Consider the following 18,507-nt stretch of genomic DNA (forward strand, 5'->3'; position numbering starts at 1 on the left):
GAGCGGCGGGCGCGGAGGCGGCGGGGCCTTCGCGGCGAGCGGAGGCGCAGGCGGCGCGGCGGATTTGCCCGCGGGAGGCGGCGGCGGCGCAGCAGGTTTGCCCGCGGGCGGCGGCAGCGGTGCAGCAGGTTTGCCCGGCGCGGGCGGCGGTGGTGGCGCAGCGGGTTTGCCCGGCGCAGGCGGTGGTGGTGGCGCCTTTCCGATCGCGGGCGGCGGCGGAGGCAGCGCGGAGATTCGTCCCGGGTTCGAAGTCGGCGGAGGCGGCGGCGCAGCCGGTTTCGGGGCCGCGGGCGGAGGCGGCGGCGCGGCGGGCTTCGGGGGCGGCGGCGGCGCGGCCTTCGCCGGCGGCGGCTCTGCGGTCGTGAACTCGAGCGCGTCGTCGGCGAGCTCTTCGTCCGCGAAATCCTCGACCTCGTCGGCCAGGAGATCCTCGTCGCCGAGCATCTCCTCGTCGATCGTGAGCGCCTCCTTGCGGATGCGGGCGCGGCGCTCTTCCTGCGCGGCGGCGAGCTTCGCGTACTTCTCTTTTTGCTTCTTGCCGAGGATCGTCAGCGCGTCCTTCGCGCCGAAGCGCGCGGCCGCGCGGAGCACGTCGCGCTGGTAGGTGCCGTTCTCGATCTCGCGCGCGACGCGGCCCCAGTACTGCTGGAACGTGTTGTAGCGCTGGATCAGCGTCTGGAACTTGAAGCGGAGCGCGGTGTTCCGGATCTGCTCGCGGCGCAGGAGCATGATGCGCCGATCGAGCTCCTTGCGCGGGACCAGCGGCTCGAGCTTCTCGATGCCGAGGAAGTACTGCTCGTAGAGCGCGCGCAGCCGTTCGAGTCGGCTGTCGAGATCCTCCAGGGCGCGTTCGACCTCGGCGTGTTCCATGCGGTCAGAGCGGCGTGACCTTCAGGTTGTCGAAGCAGACCGGGACTTCCCAGTCGTTGAAGCCGACGTGCTCGTGCCCAGGGCCCGCGAGCGGCTCGGGGTCGGTGAGCGTGAAGTACTCGACGCCGTTGATCGACCAAACGATCGTCTTGCCGTCCGCGCGCTCGACGCGGAACCGATAGGCCTGACCCGCAGAGACGGGGCGCTCGCGCTCGTCGTCGCTCTTCGGGTCGACGTCGATCTCCAGCCGGTCGTCGCCGTGCTCGTCGAGGCGCGCGAGGACGTGCTTCGAGTTCCGCCAGCCGCCAAAAATGGCGATGTAACTCGTGGCGTTCGTGTACGACGTCGTCGTGGCGCCGCTCTGGCCGTCGCCCCAGAGTTCGACCTTGAGGTCGCCGATCGCGCTCTCGGCGTAGGCGTCGAACTCGATACGCGCGTTCACGGGGAGCCGGCGGCGGAGCCAGATGCCGCGGTTCTTCGCGCTCTTGCCGCAGAGACGGCCGTTCTCGATGTGCCAGCCGGGCGAGAGCGCGTTCCAGTCCTCGCCGAGCGCGGCGCGGTCGAAGGTGTCCTCGAAGGGCGCCGTGATGGGCGGACCGGGCGGGACCAGAGGAACGGGCGGGGCCTTGGTTTGGGGGCGTGGGGTCGCCGGACGGGCGGGCTGCGCAGGGCCGGCGTCCGCCGTGGGCGGCCCCTCGGGCACACACGAAACGAGCGTGAGCGAGAGCAGGGCGCACGCGCCGATCGTGGTCGCTCGTCTGAGCACGCCGACATCGTAGCAGCAGGTGGGGCTCCACCAAAAGGGCCGCGCGCATCGGCGACGCTTGCCCGGCCCTTGGGGCAAGCGTAAGGAAGGGCGGTTATGCATCCGATCCTGTTCCGCGTGCCGCTCCCGCGCACGACGCTACCCCTGCTCTGGGTCCTGTGCGCGCTCGCGGGCATCGCGGCGATCGTCGCGATCTACCAGTTCGTGACGAAGAACAGGTCCTTCGCGATCGGCGCCGCCGTCGCGACCGTGGCCCTCGGCGCCGCGGCGTTCGTGTTCCGCGCGAGCACGGTGCCCGTCGGGCCGCTGCCCATCTACAGCTACGGCGTGATGCTCGGCCTGTCGCTCGTCGTGGGCTGGTATCTGACGCTCGGGCTCGCGGAGCGGGATGGACTGCCGAAGGAGCTGATGGCGAACAACTACGTGGTCACGGCCGTGGCCGCGGTGGTGGGCTCGCGCATCTTGTACATCGTTACGAACCTGAACGAGTTCGAGTCGTTCGGCGCGATGCTCGACGTCCGCAAGGGCGGGCTCGTGGCGTACGGCGGCTTCCTCGGTGGGTTCATCGGATCGCTGGTGTTCCTGCGGCGTCACGGGATCCCGCTCCTGCCATGGGCGGACGTGGCGGTGCCGAGCCTCGCGTCGGGTCTCATGATCACGCGCGTCGGCTGCTACCTTTTCGGCTGTGATTTCGGCCAGCCGCTCGCGAAGACGGCGCCCGCGTGGCTGCAGAAGCTCGGCACGTTCCCGCGCTGGGATCCCTCGCTGATCGAGACGTCGACCGGCGTGCCCGGCGGCTCGCCGGCCTGGATCCAGCACGTGAAGAAGCACCTCATCGAGGACGACGCGACGGCGTCGCTCCCGGTGCACCCGACGCAGATCTACGAGTCGCTCGTCGGCCTTTCGCTCCTCGTGCTGCTCCTGGTCTCGCGGCGGTACCAGAAGTTTCGGGGTCAAATCTTCTTGCTCTTCACGTTCGCCTACGGCGTCGGCCGCTTCTTGCTGGAGATGCTGCGCGCGGACGACGAGCGTGGCTGGATCCCGCCGTCCTTGCCCGAGCACATCCTCCTGCCGCTCGCGCTCGCGCTCTTCGCGGTCGGCTACGTGGTCGGCATCTCGAAGATGGTCGAGAACCCGACGATGCGGCGCCTGTCGCAGATCCTCGCGTTCGTCCCGGCCGTCGTGCTCTTCCTCGCGCTCCGGCCCGAGTCGTTCGGGACCTCGGCGACGATCGAGCTGTCGACATCGCAGGCCGTCGCGCTCAGCACGGGCCTCGCGGCGGCGTTCGCGTTCTCGGTGTATCACCAGGCCGCGCTCGCTCACCCGGAAGCGGCGATGGCGATCCCGCAGCTTGCCTACGTCGACGACGAAGCGGCCGAGAAGAAGGCCGAGAGCAACGTCGCCGACGAGGACGAGGACGAGGACGGCGAGGCGGCAGCGGCCGAGAAGAAGGCCGCGGATGCAGACGAGGACGAGGACGAGGACGAAGCGCCGCGCGTGAAGAAGAAGCCCGCGAAGAAGGCGCAGAAGGCTGCTGCGTCGGACGAGGCGCCGAAGGCCGTCGCGACGAAGAAAACGAAGAAGAAGCCGGTGGAGGAAGAACGGACCTCGGAGCCGCCCCCGTCCGAGGAGAGCTGAAGCGTGGAGCTCGCCTGGGGGGAGGCGGGGCTCTTGCCCGCGATCGTTCAGGACCGGATGACGGGTCAGGTGCGCATGCTCGCGTACATGAACCGCGCGTCGCTCGAACGGACGATCGAGACGGGGCGAGCGACGTTCTTCAGTCGATCCCGGGGCGCGCTTTGGGAGAAGGGCGAGACGAGCGGCAACACGCTCGCCGTCGCGGCGATCGTCGCGGACTGCGACGCCGACGCGCTGCTCCTGCTCGTGGATCCGGTCGGGCCGACGTGCCACACGGGCAAACCCGCGTGTTTCTTCCGCCGCGTGGACGAGCGCGGGATCGCCGCGGAGGCCGGCGTGGATGCGGCTGCATTCCTCGAAGTGCTGGAGCGCGAGATCGAGGCGCGGCGCACGTCGAGCGCGGAGAAGAGTTACACGCGGTCGTTGCTCGACGGAGGCCCGACGAAGATCGGGGCGAAGATCCGCGAGGAAGCGGACGAGTTCGTCCGTGCGATCGAAGGCGAGGACGACACGCGCGTCGCGAACGAGGCCGCGGATCTCGTGTACCACGTGCTCGTGGGGCTCGCGTCGCGCGGCGTGCCGCTGCGCGACGTGGTGCGCGTGCTCGCCGCGCGCGCAGGGACGAGCGGGCACGAGGAAAAAGCGAAGCGCGGCGGGCCTCGCTGACACGCGCGGCGAGGTCCTGCGGCGCGTTCCGGAAGAGGCCGATGCTCTGGTAGTCTCGGTCTGCGATGACCGGCGTTCGGCGCGCGGGGACGCCACAATCCCCCTTCCGCGAACCACCGAAGCTGGAGCTCGGCCCCCTGTCGGTCGGGCTGCATCAAGCCGCCTCGCGCGCGATGAAGCGCTTGCCAAGCGGAGGGCGCCTCGTGCGGCAAGGGCCGACGCGACGCATCGCGCACACCCAAGGCGCGCTCGGATGCACGGGGCTCGTGCTCGCCGCGAGCGCCGCGTTCATCGCGATCACGACGGGGTGGTTGCCGCAATCCCACGCCGAAGTTGCGATGGTGATGGTCACCGTGATCGTGGCCGGCGCCTGCCTCGCGGCCGTGCTGCTCGCGCTCGATCGCGCGCGGCCTCTGCCCACGTGTGAGGCGGAGCCCGTCGGGCACGCAGCGCGGCTCGTGGCGCAGCGGCTCGCGCGGCTCGCGACGTGCGCGACCGAGGACGCGGCGCGGTTTGGCCCGAGGCGGATCGATGCGCTGCGGCGCGCGCTCGCGGCGGCCGCGGATCCCGCGCTCGCGACGTGGATCCCGGACGACGTGCGCGGCCGCGCCGAGCTCCTGCTCGCGCGGGCGATCGTGGCGCACGCGCGTCCCGGATGGACACGTGACGCGGCCGTGCGCGCCGAGGTGCGCGGGCTGCTCGTGCGGGCGACGACGCACCTCGACGAGCCCGCCGTGGCCGCGGCGGATCTCGTGCGGCTCGACGCGGCGCCGCTACCGCCGGCGGACGCGGCGGCCGGCGCGCAGGACCGGGAGCCGCTCCGGAGTGGCTCCCGGCAGCGGTTTGCGAGCGAGCCCGGCGCGGCGGCGGACGAGGCTGCGGCCGAGGAAGAGGCCCAGCACGAAGAGATGCAGCCCCGCGCGAGGCGACGGAGGGAACGGCGGGCCGACGTGATACCCTGAGCCGGCGTTTTCGCGTCGCCTTCCTTCTGCTGGCACAGGTGCACGATGAAGCAGAATCGCTTGCGCTCGTTCGGCCTCGGGCTCTCGTTCCTCGCGGCGGCCGCCTCGATCCCGCTGGCCTGCTCGCCCGACTCCGGGATCAAACCCGGCGGCTCGGGCGCAGGCGCGAACGGCGGCGGCATGTCGTCCTCGTCCGGCATGGGCGCGGGCGGTGAGGGGGGCACGTTGTTCCTCGACTCCGGCGGGACATGCGGCGACCCGACGGACAAGGACAAGGACCTCATCGCCGATTTCCTCGAGCTCGCCCCGAACCAGGACACGGACGGCGACGGCACGCCCGACGCGCTCGACAACGACAGCGACGGCGACGGCGTGCTCGACGCGGACGAAGCGGCAAACCCCTTCCTCCTGAACGGCGAGCCGGGACAAACGCGTGACGATAGCTGCGATCCGCTCGCGGACTCGGACGGCGACGGCGATCCGGACGTGCGGGATCTCGACAGCGACAACGACGGCGTGTCGGACACGCAAGAGACGACGTACGACGCAGACGGCGCAAAGGGCTGCCGCGTGCGTGTCGATTGCGACGACGACGGCGTGATCGATCTCGTCGAGCTCGCGGCCGGCTCGAGCCCCACGGAGAAGGGATCGGTCCCAGCGGACGCGGGGCTCTACTTCGTCCTGCCGTACCAAGGCGGCCCGCAGGCGAAGGATTTTACGTTCTCGACCGGCGTCACGAAGGCCGACATCTACTTCCTGATCGACACGACGGCGTCGATGCAGCCCGCGATCGACAACCTGAAGGCGTCGATCGACACGGAGATCATCCCGGCGATCCTGAACGGCGATCCTGCGGCGAGCCCGCCGATCCCGGCGATCGGCGACGCGTGGATCGGTGTGGGCGAGGTGCGCGACGTGCCCTGGCTACCCTACGGACAGGACGGAGACGCGCTCTATCGGTATCGCTTCCAGGTTGGTGCTCAAACGATAGCCGGGGACCTCGCGCCGCCGGTGTTCAATGGGCAGACGTACACGGCGCCGGTCGCGACGAAGCAAATCCTCGGCACGCTCACGGCGGGGGGCGGCGGGGACGCGCCCGAGGGGACGTCGCAGGCGCTCTGGCTCGCCGCGACGAACCCGAACAACTACGCGCTCACGATCGGCGGGATCTGGAACTACCCGCAGCACGCTTGTCCGCTCATGGGCAGCATCGGCGCGCCTTGCTTCCGGCCCGAGTCGTTGCCGATCTTCGTGCTCATCACGGACGCCGCGTTCCACAACGGGCCGAACGTCACGCACCAGTACGACGGGGCCAAGGTCGGCGGGACGGTGAAGACGTACGCCGACGCCGTGACCGCGCTGAACAACATCAACGCGAAGGTCGTCGGCGTGCCCGTCGCGACGGGCAGCCCGGGCGCGGCGCGGGCCGATCTCACGGACCTCGCCACGCAGACGGGCAGCCTCTACCACGACCCCGCGTTCGGCGGGAAAGACTACCCGCTCGTGCCGAAGACGGACGTCGGCAGCGGCTCGGTGTCGCAGGAGGTCGTGCGCCTGCTCGGCCGGCTCGCAGACGCGGGCCTGCACGACGTGACCACAGCGCACGAGAACTACGCGTGCGACGGCGGCGTCGATTGCACGGGCGACGGCGTGCCGGACCTCGCGTACCAGAACCCGCCGGTCGATCAGGGGATGGCGCCGTTCGACGCGAACACGCTCATCACGAAGATCGAGACGCTCGAAAGCGCGGCCTCTCCCCTGCCCTACGCGAGCCGCACGGAAAGCACGTTCTTCGGCCTGCAGGGCGACGCGCCCGTGAGCTTCCGCGTGCACGCCGTGAACAACACGATCAAGCCCGCGACCTTGCTCGTGATGCGCGCCTTGATCCGCGTCCGTACGCCCGATGGGCAGGTCCTCGGCGGCAAGAACGGGATCAAGCTCGTGTACTTCGTCATCCCGCAGTACATCCCCAAGGTGAAGTGAGCACACGCCGAGCGATGTCGCGGGGCAGCGGACGAACCACGTGATCGGCGCGCGCTCGCTCGTCTGGCTCTCCGCCCTCGCCGTCGTGGCGATCCCGGCCCTCGCCTCGGCCGCGGATCCGCCTTCTCCGAGCACGACCGCGTCGCCTCCGGAGACGCCGCAGCGGGCGCGCCTCCGCTACACGCTCGAAGGGATCGAGCTGCGCGGCAATGTCCGCACGGCGGGGCGCGTGGTGCTCCGGTACGTGAAATTCCGCGCGGGGGATCTGCTCGACGTCGACGATCCGGAGCTCGAGCTCACGCGTTATCGGCTCCTCGGCACGGGTTTTTTCGCGCAGGTGGATCTCAGCTTGCGCAAGGGGTCGCGGCGTGGCGCGGCCGTGCTCATCATCGAGGTCGTCGAGCGCAACACGCTCGTCGTGCAGAACCTCTGGGCCGGCGTCGCCGCGGATGAAGACACGGCCGGAAATGCGCGCCCGCTCTCGGCGTTCCTCGGCGTGCAGGTGGCCGAGACGAACCTCGCGGGCACGGGCATCACGCTCGGCGCGGGCGTCGCGCTCGCCGCGGATCAGTTTGCGCTGCGCACGAGCTTCGTGGATCCCTCGTTCGTCGGGACGGGCTGGTCGGCCGCGATCACCGTGCTCTACAACGACGCGCGCGACTTCTTCGGCAATCGCGACGTCCTCTTCGAAGCGCCGCTCATCGCGCAGCGCGAGGTGACGGACTACGCGGTCGTCGCCTACCGCCGCTTCGGCGCCACGATCGGCACCGGCCACGATCTCGGGGTCTCGTCGTCCTTCGCGCTCGACTACCACCTCGAACAGATCGACGCGACCGTGCCCGTCGCGGCCTCGCACATGCGCGGGCTCTCGCGCGAGCCGGTCGATTTCTCCATCCGGCCCGGCCGCAGCGTGCTCTCGACGGTGCGCGGCACGCTGACGTACGACACACGCGACGCGCCGTTTTTGACCGCGCGCGGGACCCACGCGCAGGCGTCCGTGACGGTCGGGATCCCGGGCACCGATTACAGCTTTCAAAAGTTCGAGGGGACGCTGCGGCGCTGGTGGCGCCTGCCGTGGCGGCACGTCGTGCGGTTCGACGCGTACGTGGGCGCGATCGCGGGCGACGCGCCCTTCTTCGAGCAGTTCTACGTCGGAGATTTCACCGACCTCTTGCCCGATCGCCTGCTCGCGCTCGCGCCGGATCGGAGGCAGCCGCCGAACTTGCTCGGCACCGACATCATCGAGGTGCGTTACGGCGACTTCGCCGCGAAGATCGAAGGCGAATATCGGATCCCGCTCTACACGGGGCGCGAGTCGGTCTACGGCGTGGACCTCTTCGCGTCGGCAGGCATTTATTCAGTGGCGACGCGGCGCGAGTTCACGGATCCGCCGACGGGGTACCGGGGTTGGTCGCGCCTGCCGGTCGACGTCACGGGCAACCTCGGCTTGCGCCTCGATACGAAGCTCGGCGGCGTGACCATCGCGTTTTCCAACGTGCTCGGGCTCGTCGCCGCGCGCAACGGTGCACGCAAATGACCCGGCGGGCGGCGCTCTTCGCGCTGGCCCTCGCCGCCCTGACCGCCCCGGCCGTGACCGTGCGCGCGGAGCCGCCGAAGACCCCGGCGGCCCTGCCGACGAGAAACGCAGTCGTCGCGCTGGAGGGCAAGCAGGCCGTCCTCAGCGTGCCCTTCCGCGACGTGGTCGACGCGGAGATCGAGAAGAAGCTCTCGAGCGGTTTGCCCACGGTGATCGTGCTCCGCGCCTGGGTGTTCCGCGACGGCGGCACCGAGCCCGTCGCGCTCACGGCGAAGACGTGCCGCGTCGTCTACGACCTTTGGGACGAGGTCTTTCGCCTGCAGATCACGCAGCCGGGCGGGCTCGTCGATACGGTCGCCGTCAACATCGAGGGCGTCTTGCGCCAGTGCGCCGAGGCCCGGAAGCTGCGCTTGATCGAGCGATCTCAGCTCGACGACAATGGCCGGTACTTCGTGGCCGGGCTCGTCGAGGTGAACCCGATCAGCCAGGAGACCCAGGATCGCATCAAGCGCTGGGTGACACGCCCAAACGGATCCGCCGCGATCGGGCCGGGCGACTCGCTCTTCGGATCGTTCGTGGGTCTCTTCGTCGCGCGGATCGGCGACGCGGATCGGAAGCTCGCGTTCCGGACGCAGGTGTTTGCACCGCCGAACCCGCCGCCGCCCGAGAAGAAGCCGTAGGCGTGCCGCCGGGCGCGGCCATTGCTTCGACGTGAAACGATCTCAAGCGCAGAGCGCTTCGTGCTCGGGCTCGGGTGGCGTCGCCGCGAGCAGCCCCTCGGCGGCCTCGTTGCCTTCGCGCACGACGGCTTCGAACGCGCTGCGGAGCTTCGACTTCGTGCGCGCTTCGAGCTGCCGCATGCGCTCGCGCGAGACGCCGAGGCGGCGGCCGAGATCCGCGAGGCTCACCTCGTCGTCGTCGTCCGAGAGCAGCCGCTCCTCCACAATGAGCCGCTCGCGTGGATCGAGGGCCTTCCACACGTGGTCCACCACGCCGCGAACGATCGCGTCGCGCTCCGCGCTCGCCGTGAGGTGCTCAGGATCCGACGACGGATCGCGCAGCATCTCGAGCAACGTCGGCCCGCCCTCGGTTCGCGCCTGCACGTCGAGCGAGGTGTCGCGATACGCGACCCGCTGCGACATCGATCGGATCGTGTCCTCCGTCGTCTGGAACCGGGTCGCGAGCAGCGCGTCGATCGAGGCGTCGCCCTCGCCGAGCTGCATTTCGAGCTTGGCCCGCTCACGCCGCAGCCGGAAAAACGTGCGCGACACGAGCGGACCCGTCCCGCCGCCGACGATGCTCCATTCGCGGAGCAAGTGGTCCACGATATAGGCGCGGATCCAGTAGATCGCGTACGTCTTGAAGCGCAGGTTGCGCGACGGCTCGAACCGTCGGACCGCTTCGAGCAGGCCGAGGTTGCCCTCCTCCACGAGGTCGGAGAGCTGCATGCCGTAACCTCGGTACTGCGCGGCCACCTTCACGACGAATTGCAGGTGGCTCTCCACGAGCGTGTTCGCGGCCGCGTGATCGCCCTCGCGCCGGTACCGCCAGGCGAGCTCGAGCTCGGTCTCGCGATCGAGCGCCTGGTACCGCTGGATCGCCGCACGGTAGGCCCCGAACGGAGACTGCGCCGCCGGGCTCGAACCGAGGCCCTCGGGCCGCGGCTTGCGGGCGGCCCCGTCAGGGCTCGATGCTTTTGGGGCGAGGCGGCTCCGCGAGCGCGGATCGGTGTCCAGCGGTGGATCCGAGGAGGGTGGAGGCTCGGTCGTGCGCTCGCCGCGCGGCGCCCCGAAGACGTGCTCCTCGGGCACGCGCGTCGGCGCGGCGCCGTCGAGGTGGAGCATGGCGCGGTAGATGAAGCCGCGCGTCTTTTTCTTGTGACCTCCAAGGATCGGCTGGATCGTGTTCGGGCTCGTGGCGTAGCCGAACGCCTCGACCTCGCGCGAGATGCGGATCGCGAGCTTGCGCATCGTCATGCCCGGGTTCTCGGCCACGTGCTTGCGGGCGAGCTCGGCGATGGGCGCGGCCTTCACCCAGGCGAGATCCAGCTCGACGCCCGTGGACGACGCGTCCTTCGCGGCGGGCGCCTCGATCACGGCGGGCGCCGCGTCTCCGCGCAGGATCGACTCGATCGCCCTCGACATCGCATGCCGCACGCGACGCGCGCGCCCATCGACCAGCTTCTGCACGTGCGGCAGGCCGATCACGATCCCTCGCTCGGCGAGCCGCTCCTTGAGCAGGAGCGCGAGCCTGCGTGACGACGGCTCCTTGTGCTCGACCTTCCACGCCTTCGCGAGCTCGTGGATCCGGCGCGCGCTCTCGAAGACCCGGCCCTCCTGCGCGCCGAGGATCTCGCGTGACATCGCGTCGATGCGCGCCTCGGCGTCCGCCGACGACGTCACGCCGTCGACGTGCAGGAGCGCGAAGAGCGCGTCCTGGATCTCGCGCCGCACGAGCCTCTGCTTGCCGGCGAGGATACTCTGGAGCGAGTCGACGTTGAGGCGGATCCCGCTCCGCTCGAGCTCCTCGCGCAGGCGAAAGGCGAGCGCGCGCTTCGATCGCTCGGGGTGCAGGTAGAGCCAGAGCTGGGCGAGCGGCAGCATCCGCTCGCAAGCGATGTACGTGGGCGCCGTGGCCGCGGACGCGGCCGCGAGCCCGGCCTCGGCGAGGGCCCGCTCGACCGCGACGATCGCGTCCTCGCCTCCGGCCTCGGCGATCGCCTCGTGCAGCGCGCGGTCGACCTCGGGCGGCACCGTCGCGACGGCGCCCGAGATCTGCCGTTTCAGCGTGCGCAGGTGGTAGCGGATCCCGCGCCGCGCGAGTCGATCCCGCAGGTCCCGCGCGATCGCTTCACGCGAGAGGTGCGTGTTTCGTTGCAGGTGAAGGGCAGCCGCAGCGCGAAACGCGGCGCCCGGGATCCGTTCGGGCGTCCCTGCCATCCCCGCCGCCGGCATCGTCACGCTCTTTTCCACGACCGACCTCCGTGCTCTCGCCGGCGCCCACGCGCCGATCGTCCCCGTGCACAACACTAGACAAACATCGCAACATCACGTCAACATTGGACAAAGACTGACGGACACTTCGCACGTATGTCAAGTCGGATTTTGTCCAACCTTACCGAACATTGGACAAACAATCGACAACGAGAACCTGTGGTAAACGGAGTTCGTGCGGTACTTGCCGGTCGAAGTCGATGTGCAGGGGCGCCTGGCGCTCGTGGTCGGGGCGAGCGCGGAAGTCGTGCCCAAGGTGGAGCGGCTGCTCGCCGCGGGTGCGCGGGTCGTCGTCGTCACGCCGGGGGAGATCGATCCGGCGATCGAGGCGCTTGCGGCCGAGGGGCGGATCGAGTTGCAGCGGAGGGAGCCGTCCGTGGGCGATGTCGACGGCAAGGCGATCGTCTTCGTGGCCACGTCGGAGGACAGCCGCGCGGCGCCGTTTCACGCCCGCGGGCTCGCGGAGGGGCGGCTCGTGTGCACGCTCGACAGGCCCGAACGGTCGACGTTCGTGAACCCGGCGGTCGCGCGGGCCCACGGCCTCACGATGACGTTCGCGACCGGCGGCACGAGCCCGGGGGTGGTGCGGCGCATCCGCGAGGACCTGGAAGCGCTCTTCGGCGATCCGCGGTTCGGGCGCTTCCTCGGGGCGCTCGAAGGCCTCCGGGCCCGGCTGCCGCGGGGGGAGCGCGCGGCCCGGATGGCCGAGGCCGTGAAGGGTTTTGCTTTGGACGCGGCGCTTCGTTTTCCCGCGTGGGTCGAGCGGGGCGAGGAGCCCTGACGCACGCGGGAGGGGACAGGGACGGAGAGGGCGCAATGACGCGCGCTGCTCAAACCTCTTGTGTCGCGCAGGCAGCGCGAGTTAATTCAGCGAAACTCAGAGAGTCGAGCAGAGACGAGTGAGGAGGGCTTAGATATGCGATCGAGTTCGGGCCGGCTGACGTCGTTGCACACGGCAGCAGTGCTCACGAGTCTGTTGGCGCTCACGGCGTCTCCGGCGGCGTACGCGCAGGCGAAGGCTCCTGCCGCCGCGCCCGCCGCCCCCGCCGCGGACAAGAAGCCTGCTGCGGCGGCGCCGGCCAAAAAGGAAGACAAGGCCGCCGCGCCCGCGGCGCCCGCGAAGAAGGACGAGAAGGCCGCCGCTCCTGCGAAAAAGGACGAGAAGGCCGCCGCCGCCCCCGCGAAGAAGGACGAGAAGGCCGCTGCCGCGAAGCCGGCGAAGCCTCTCACCGACAAGCAGAAGAAGGACCTCGCGACCCAGGCCATGAAGGACGGCGACGCCGCCTTCGAGAAGGGCGAGTTCCAGGCCGCGTTCGACGCGTACAAGACCGCCGACGAGACGCTCCCGGGCCTCAACGCGAAGTTCAAGGTCGCTGTCGCGCTCGAGAAGCTCAACAAGGTGCAGGAGGCCGTCGCGGCCTACCAGGGCTTCCTCGCGGCGATCGACGAGCAGGCTGCCGACAAGAAGAAGAAGTTCGATCCCAAGAAGTGGGAGGACCGCGTCAACGAGGCGAAGGCCAAGATCGAGGCGCTCAAGAAGACGCCTGCGACGGTCAAGATCGCCACGACGCCGGAGACGGCCGCAGGCCTCATGGTCGCGGTCGACGGCAAGGAGCCCGCGCCCGCCGGCGAGCTGAAGCTCGACCCGGGCAAGCACACGCTCGTCTACTCGGCCGCGGGTTACATCACCTCGCAGCCGCAAGAGGTCGAGGTCGCCTTCGGCGAAGCGAAGGAGCTGCCGGCGCCCGCGCTCGAGAAGGAGCCGCCGCCCCCGCCGCCTCCGCCGCCGCCTCCGCCTCCGCCGCCTCCGCCGCCCCCGCCGCCCCCGCCGCCTCCGCCGCCGAAGTCGTACGTCCCGGCGTACGTGACGCTCGGCCTCGCGGGCGTGGGCGCGGTCGTCGGCACGATCTTCGGTGTTTCGGCGCTCGGCGCGAAGAGCGACTTCGAGGCGAACCCGACGGTCGACAACGCCGACAAGACCGATCGCAACGCGCTCATCGCGGACATGTCGTTCGCCGTGGCGCTCACGTTCGGCGTGACCGGCGCCGTGCTGCTGTTCGGCGGCGACGACAAGCCCGCGCAGCAGACGGCCACCACCAAGCTCTACAAGCCGGTCGTCGCGCCCTTCGTCGGCCCGACGGGCGGCGGCGGCGTCGTGTCGTTCAAGTTCTGATCACACGATGAACGCACGGAGCACTCGAAGCTGGGCAACGCTCGTGTTCTGCACGGGCGTCGCCCTCTCCGTGGGCGCGGGCTGCGAGCTCGTCGCTTCGGTCGATCGCGACCAGATCCCGGTCGGTGATGGCGGATCGGGCGGCGCGGGCGGCACGGGCGGCGTTGGTGGCCAAGGCGGTCAAGGTGGCCAGGGCGGCGCGGGTGGCCAAGGCGGCGCTGGCGGCCAAGGCGGTGCGGGCGGCAGCGTCGGCACCTGCGTCGATCCTGCGACCGACTGCCCTCCGCCGTCGGGCCCGTGCATCGTCGCGATCTGCGACGCGACCATGCACTGCGGCGAAGAGCCGAAGGCGGAAGGCGCACCGTCCTCGAACGAGGTGGCGGGCGACTGCAAGCAGCACACGTGCGACGCCGCAGGTAGCGAGCAGGTGACGGACGAGGCCCTCGGGACGGCGTGCGGAGACGCCACGGCGTCCTGCGCGAACGGCGTCGCGAACCAGCCCGATACCTGCGACGACGCAGGCACGTGCCAGGCGAACGACAACGTCACCTGCGCGCCCTACGCGTGCAGCGCGAACGCGTGCGCCACGACGTGCGCCGCGGACGCGGATTGCGCGTCCGGCAATTACTGCAACGCCAGCGGCATGTGCGCGCCGAAGGTCGCGAACGGCGCGTCGTGCGCTGCGGCGAACGCTTGCCAGAGCGGCTTCTGCGCGGACGGCGTCTGTTGCAACACCGCGTGCAATGGGCTCTGCCTCGCGTGCGACGGCGCGGGCACCGCGGGCACGTGCACACCGGTCGCGGCGGGCACGCCCGATCCGGCGTGCGGCGCGGGCGAGGCGTGCAGCGACGCGACGACCTGCCTCAAGATCGCCGGCACGCCCTGCGGTTTGCCGGACGAGTGCATCTCGAACGTGTGCACGGCCGGCGAATGCGCGCCGTGACGTGACGAACGCGCGGGGGGTTGCTCCGGCAAACGGAGCGAATCCCCCCGCGTGTTTTTTTTTCAAACCCGCAGCGTCGTCCGCCGATAACGCTTGTCCGCCGTGAGCTCGGCGAGCGTCGTGAGCGACGACTCCGGCTCGACGGGCGCCGCGTCCGCGGCTTCGCCTTCGCCCGCCTGCGCCTCGTCCTCGTCGACATCGTAGGCCGGCACCGTCCTCGCCTGCTCCCACCGATCCTTCAGCCGATCGGCGATCGTCGCGAGCAGCGCGCGTGTCGTCTCGCGGTTCGTCGCGGAGACGAGCACCGCGCTCTTGTTGCCGAAGAGCAGCCGCCGCGCCTCGCCCTTCTCGACGAGGTCGATCTTGTTGAAGACCAGGATCCGGGGGATCGACGAGAGCCCGAGCTCGCCGAGCAGCTCCTCGGTCGTCGCGATGTGCTGGTCGTGGGCCGGGTCGCTCGCGTCGACGACGTGCAGGATGAGGTCCGCGTCGGCGGCCTCCTCGAACGTGGCGCGAAACGCGGCGAACAGGTCCTTCGGCAGCTCGCGGATGAAGCCCACGGTGTCGGTGATGATCACCTCGCGCTCTTCGGGAAAACGGATCCGGCGCGAGCGCGTGTCGAGCGTGGCGAAGAGCTTGTTCTCCGCGATCGTGTCCGAGCCCGTGAGCGTGTTCAGGAGCGTGCTCTTGCCCGCGTTCGTGTAGCCGACGATGCTCACGATCGGCACGTCCTTGCGCGCGCGCTTGCGGCGCCGCTGCTCACGCTGACGCGAGAGCTTCTTGAGCTGCGCTTCGAGGAACGAGACGCGCTCCTTGGCGCGACGACGCCCAATTTCGAGCTTGGTCTCGCCGGGGCCACGCCCGCCGATGCCGCCGGTGAGGCGCGAGAGCGAGTCGTCCTTCAACGCGAGGCGCGGCAGGGCGTACTTGAGCTGCGCGAGCTCGACCTGGAGCTTGCCGTCCGCGGACTCGGCGCGCTGCGCGAAGATGTCGAGGATGAGCTGCGTCCGATCGATGACCTTGAGGTCGGCGTGCTTGGAGATCGCCGAGGCCTGCGAGGGCGTGAGGTTGCGATCGAAGACCAAGGTCGCCGCGTCGAGCTCGGCCGCTCGCAGGACGATGTCGTCGAGCTTGCCCTTCCCCACGACGAGGCGCGGATCGATCTTCTCGCGGAGCTGCACGACGTTGTCGACGACCTCGACGCCCGCGGTGCGCGAGAGCTCGGCGAGCTCGCGCAGGCTGTCCTCGGCCTCCGCGTACGCGCCTTGCTTCGATTTCTCCGCGACGTGCACCAGGATCGCGCGGCCGTCCTTCGCGTGCGTGAAGATGCGCGACCTTCGAGCGAACTCGTCTTCGAGCGCGCTGATGAGCTCGCCGAAATGGATGTCGATGCGGCCCACGGGCAGCGGACCCACGCGCCGATAGGGCAACCCATTTCGCGGATCTTCGCCTTCTGCGACCGGTGAGGGCGGCGTGTTGTACGCGAGATCCATCGTCTTCGCCTCGCCTTCGGGCGAGAGCTGGATCGCGGCCACGAGGTCGAGGCGCAGGCGCACGAGGTCGACGATGTCGTCGCGCGTGAGCTGCTCGTTGTAGAGGTGCGTGTGGACGAGGCGGAGCGCGCGGAAGCGGCCCTCGGCGGCGCGCAGGCGGCCGATGTCGGGGAGCATGAGCTTCGTCGCGTCGCCGACGATGACGTAGTCGATCTCGCCCGATCGATGGATGAGCGCGCCGACCTGGCGGCCCGTCACGTGCGAAGCCTCGGCGAGGGATTTGACGAGCTCCGGCGTGGCCACGTGATCGAGGGGGACCTTGCGCCGATAGATACGCTCGAGCAGTCGAACCGCGTGGGGGCTCAGCCCCGTGGTGTTTCCGTAGATTTGTTGCATTCGGACGGTGGTTTGAGGGCCAAGCTCCGCTCGCCGGAGCGCCTCCCCCAAGCATAGATTCGTGCCTCCCTTTCATAACGCACGGATCCCCGGGGCGCGAGGGGCCGCGCCTTGGTACCGTGCAGCCGGACATGGGCATCTTCACGGCACTCTCGCAGGGGGATGCGCGAGCGCTCGGCGCGCGCTTCGGGCTCGTCGTCACGGGCGCGCGCGGGCTCGACGCGGGCAGCGTGAACACGAGCTACGAGCTCACGGTCGAAGGCGGGAGCCGGGTCTTTTTGCGGATCTACGAGGGCGCGAGTGTGGCCTCGGCCGAGCGGGAGGCGCGCCTGCTCGCGCACCTCGCCGAGCGCGGCGTCCCTACACCGAGACCGCTCCCGCTCGCCTCCGGAGGCGGCTCGTTCGTGGCCGAGCACGCGGGCAAACCCGCGGTCGTCTTCCCGTGGATCGAGGGTGATGTCATCTGTCAGCGCGGGGTGACCGAGGCGCACGCGCGCGCCGTCGGGGAGGGGCTCGCGCGTGTCCACCTCGCGGGCGCGTCGTTCGGCGAGCCGCTCGTGACGCGATTCGGACCCGAGGACCTCGCGGCGCGGCTCGCGGGCCTTCGCGAGCGGACGGACGCACCCGAGCACGTGCAGCAACTCCTGCCCGCGCTCGAACGGCAGCTCGACCGCCTCTCCCGTGTGAGCTTCGGCCCGACGCTCCCGGTGATCCATGCGGATCTCTTTCGGGACAACGTTCTGTTCCGGGACGGCGCGCTCACCGCGCTCCTCGATTTCGAGAGCGCGTCGAGCGGCGCGGCCGCGTTCGACCTCATGGTCACGGTGCTCGCTTGGTGCTTCGGGGACGGGCTCGATCGAGGCCTCGCGCGGGCCCTCGCGCGTGGATATTCCGCGGTCCGCGCCCTCGCGGACGACGAGCGGGCGGCGCTCCATGACGCGGCGCTCTTCGCGACGCTTCGCTTCACGATCACGCGCATCACGGACTACGAATTGCGCCCGCGCGGCGTGGTCGCTTTCAAAGATTACCGGCGCTTCGTGGCGCGCGGCGCGGCGCTCTCGGCGCTCTCGGCGCGCGAGCTCGCCGAAATGCTCGGCGTGTGAAGGGCGCGTGAAGGAGTTTTGATTTTCGTGGTGGATCCTGGGCCGACGGTTGCGCCGTTGGGGGCACGCCGTTACCTTCGAGGACCATGGCACAAGTCGGGACGCTCGATTTCAAGGGCTTCATCGAGAACCGCAAAGAACAGCGCGCAGGCGGCGTGGACGGGGGCGGACACGCGTATGCGTACGTCTCCGATCGGACGACGCGCGCCGCGTTCGACAAGATGAAGCCGGTCGAGCTGGCGGTCGCTGCCTCCGTCCGGTTCTTCAAGGCCGTCGGCAAGAGTGATCTCCTCGGCCACGCGGTGAAGGTCGGGACGAACCAGTTCCCGCGCGTGCACGGCATCGCCGCCGAATGCGCGCAGACGCTCGGCATCGCGACGCCGACCGTTTACATCCTGAACAACCCGCAGATGAACGCGGCGACGTACGGGACGAACGACGACTCGTTCATCATGGTCCACTCTGCGCTCGTCGATCACTTCTCCGACGAGGACCTGCGAAACGTCATCGGCCACGAGTGCGGCCACATCCACAACAGCCACGTCGTCTACCTGACGGCGATGCACTACCTCAAGATTATGGCCACGCGCTTGCTCGGCCCGCTGGTCGAGCCCGCGGTGGTCGCGCTGTCGAGCTGGTCGCGCCGCGCCGAGGTCACGTGTGATCGGGCGGGCCTGCTCTGCTGCAAGAGCCTCGAGGTCGCGCAGCGGACCTTCGCCAAGCTCGCGCTCGGATCGGCGAAACTCTACGCCGAGCTCAACATGGACGCGTTCCTCGCGCAGTACGAGGAGGGCCGGGAGGGCGTGGGCCGCTACCGCGAGCTGCTCGCGAGCCACCCCTACCTGCCGAAGCGCGTGATGGCCCTGCGCACGTTCGCCGAGAGCGAACTCTACAAGAAGCACATCGGCCAGGAAGGCCCCGGCCTCTCGATGGAAGAGGTCGACGAGAAGGTGCACGACATCATCAAGGTGGTCGGCTAGGAGC

15 protein-coding genes are annotated in these 18,507 nt (G+C 70.0%); 11 read left to right on the forward strand and 4 right to left on the reverse strand.

The features are described 5' to 3' along the window. On the reverse strand, nucleotides 1–870 hold an 870-nt coding region (locus QHF89_RS42545; RefSeq protein WP_284721663.1), incomplete at its 3' end, for a hypothetical protein. Between the two features lie 4 nt (nucleotides 871–874). Next, complete coding sequence (locus QHF89_RS42550) at nucleotides 875–1,636, reverse strand: hypothetical protein (protein WP_284721664.1); 762 nt, start codon at nucleotides 1,634–1,636, stop codon at nucleotides 875–877. A gap of 96 nt (nucleotides 1,637–1,732) precedes the next feature. Between QHF89_RS42550 and QHF89_RS42555 the strand changes: the two genes are divergently transcribed. The 6 genes from QHF89_RS42555 (at nucleotide 1,733) to QHF89_RS42580 (ending at nucleotide 9,102) form a co-directional block, all read left to right on the forward strand. Then, nucleotides 1,733–3,274 carry a prolipoprotein diacylglyceryl transferase gene (locus QHF89_RS42555; RefSeq protein WP_136969196.1) on the forward strand — a complete coding sequence of 514 codons (1,542 nt, stop codon included), beginning with the start codon at nucleotides 1,733–1,735 and terminating at the stop codon, nucleotides 3,272–3,274. Nucleotides 3,275–3,277: 3 nt separating this feature from the next. Next, nucleotides 3,278–3,940: a bifunctional phosphoribosyl-AMP cyclohydrolase/phosphoribosyl-ATP diphosphatase HisIE gene (gene hisIE / locus QHF89_RS42560; RefSeq protein ID WP_136969197.1), complete on the forward strand. Its 663-nt coding sequence runs from the start codon at nucleotides 3,278–3,280 to the stop codon at nucleotides 3,938–3,940. Nucleotides 3,941–4,005: 65 nt separating this feature from the next. Continuing rightward, nucleotides 4,006–4,902 (forward strand): hypothetical protein, encoded by an 897-nt coding sequence (locus QHF89_RS42565; protein ID WP_136969198.1) that lies wholly within the window; start codon nucleotides 4,006–4,008, stop codon nucleotides 4,900–4,902. Between the two features lie 45 nt (nucleotides 4,903–4,947). Then, nucleotides 4,948–6,885: an MSCRAMM family adhesin SdrC gene (locus QHF89_RS42570; protein ID WP_136969199.1), complete on the forward strand. Its 1,938-nt coding sequence runs from the start codon at nucleotides 4,948–4,950 to the stop codon at nucleotides 6,883–6,885. A gap of 40 nt (nucleotides 6,886–6,925) precedes the next feature. After that, entirely contained in the window at nucleotides 6,926–8,422 is a 1,497-nt protein-coding gene (locus tag QHF89_RS42575) for a BamA/TamA family outer membrane protein (RefSeq protein WP_136969200.1), read from the forward strand. Beyond that, on the forward strand, nucleotides 8,419–9,102 hold the full coding sequence (locus tag QHF89_RS42580) for a hypothetical protein (RefSeq protein WP_136969201.1): 684 nt from the start codon (nucleotides 8,419–8,421) through the stop codon (nucleotides 9,100–9,102). Before QHF89_RS42575 ends, QHF89_RS42580 begins: the two co-directional genes overlap by 4 nt. Nucleotides 9,103–9,144: 42 nt before the next feature. Here the strand turns inward: QHF89_RS42580 and QHF89_RS42585 are convergent, their stop codons facing one another. Beyond that, on the reverse strand, nucleotides 9,145–11,394 hold the full coding sequence (locus tag QHF89_RS42585; RefSeq protein WP_136969202.1) for a sigma-70 family RNA polymerase sigma factor: 2,250 nt from the start codon (nucleotides 11,392–11,394) through the stop codon (nucleotides 9,145–9,147). Between the two features lie 196 nt (nucleotides 11,395–11,590). Here QHF89_RS42585 and QHF89_RS42590 point away from each other — a divergent pair, with 196 nt between their 5' ends. From QHF89_RS42590 to QHF89_RS42600, 3 genes are all read left to right on the forward strand, one after another. Further along, on the forward strand, nucleotides 11,591–12,196 hold the full coding sequence (locus tag QHF89_RS42590; protein WP_136969203.1) for a precorrin-2 dehydrogenase/sirohydrochlorin ferrochelatase family protein: 606 nt from the start codon (nucleotides 11,591–11,593) through the stop codon (nucleotides 12,194–12,196). A gap of 135 nt (nucleotides 12,197–12,331) precedes the next feature. Further along, nucleotides 12,332–13,588, forward strand: coding sequence for a PEGA domain-containing protein (locus QHF89_RS42595; protein ID WP_170229864.1), 1,257 nt, complete (start codon nucleotides 12,332–12,334; stop codon nucleotides 13,586–13,588). 7 nt (nucleotides 13,589–13,595) lie between these two features. Next, a complete protein-coding gene (locus QHF89_RS42600) occupies nucleotides 13,596–14,531 on the forward strand; it encodes a hypothetical protein (protein WP_284721665.1) in 936 nt (311 codons plus the stop codon). Nucleotides 14,532–14,593: 62 nt separating this feature from the next. On the opposite strand, the gene hflX is transcribed toward QHF89_RS42600, so the two are convergent. Further along, entirely contained in the window at nucleotides 14,594–16,420 is a 1,827-nt protein-coding gene (gene hflX, locus QHF89_RS42605; protein WP_136969206.1) for a GTPase HflX, read from the reverse strand. Between the two features lie 131 nt (nucleotides 16,421–16,551). On the opposite strand from hflX, the gene QHF89_RS42610 reads away from it, so the two are divergent. Further along, nucleotides 16,552–17,523 carry a homoserine kinase gene (locus tag QHF89_RS42610; RefSeq protein WP_136969207.1) on the forward strand — a complete coding sequence of 324 codons (972 nt, stop codon included), beginning with the start codon at nucleotides 16,552–16,554 and terminating at the stop codon, nucleotides 17,521–17,523. An 86-nt stretch (nucleotides 17,524–17,609) separates the two neighbouring features. Beyond that, entirely contained in the window at nucleotides 17,610–18,503 is an 894-nt protein-coding gene (locus QHF89_RS42615) for a M48 family metallopeptidase (protein WP_136935319.1), read from the forward strand. The last annotated feature ends 4 nt before the right edge of the window (nucleotides 18,504–18,507 follow it).

It is taken from the genome of Polyangium sorediatum, assembly GCF_029946465.1.
Classification (GTDB): Bacteria; Myxococcota_A; Polyangia; order Polyangiales; family Polyangiaceae; genus Polyangium; species Polyangium fumosum.

Bases quoted from the DNA above. Each gene is read 5' to 3' on its own strand.
- QHF89_RS42555 (WP_136969196.1), top strand. From the start codon at position 1,733: ATGCATCCGATCCTGTTCCGCGTGCCGCTCCCGCGCACGACGCTACCC.
- QHF89_RS42580 (WP_136969201.1), top strand. From the start codon at position 8,419: ATGACCCGGCGGGCGGCGCTCTTCGCGCTGGCCCTCGCCGCCCTGACC.
- QHF89_RS42610 (WP_136969207.1), top strand. From the start codon at position 16,552: ATGGGCATCTTCACGGCACTCTCGCAGGGGGATGCGCGAGCGCTCGGC.
- QHF89_RS42570 (WP_136969199.1), top strand. From the start codon at position 4,948: ATGAAGCAGAATCGCTTGCGCTCGTTCGGCCTCGGGCTCTCGTTCCTC.
- QHF89_RS42615 (WP_136935319.1), top strand. From the start codon at position 17,610: ATGGCACAAGTCGGGACGCTCGATTTCAAGGGCTTCATCGAGAACCGC.
- hflX (WP_136969206.1), bottom strand. From the start codon at position 16,420: ATGCAACAAATCTACGGAAACACCACGGGGCTGAGCCCCCACGCGGTT.
- QHF89_RS42565 (WP_136969198.1), top strand. From the start codon at position 4,006: ATGACCGGCGTTCGGCGCGCGGGGACGCCACAATCCCCCTTCCGCGAA.
- QHF89_RS42595 (WP_170229864.1), top strand. From the start codon at position 12,332: ATGCGATCGAGTTCGGGCCGGCTGACGTCGTTGCACACGGCAGCAGTG.
- QHF89_RS42600 (WP_284721665.1), top strand. From the start codon at position 13,596: ATGAACGCACGGAGCACTCGAAGCTGGGCAACGCTCGTGTTCTGCACG.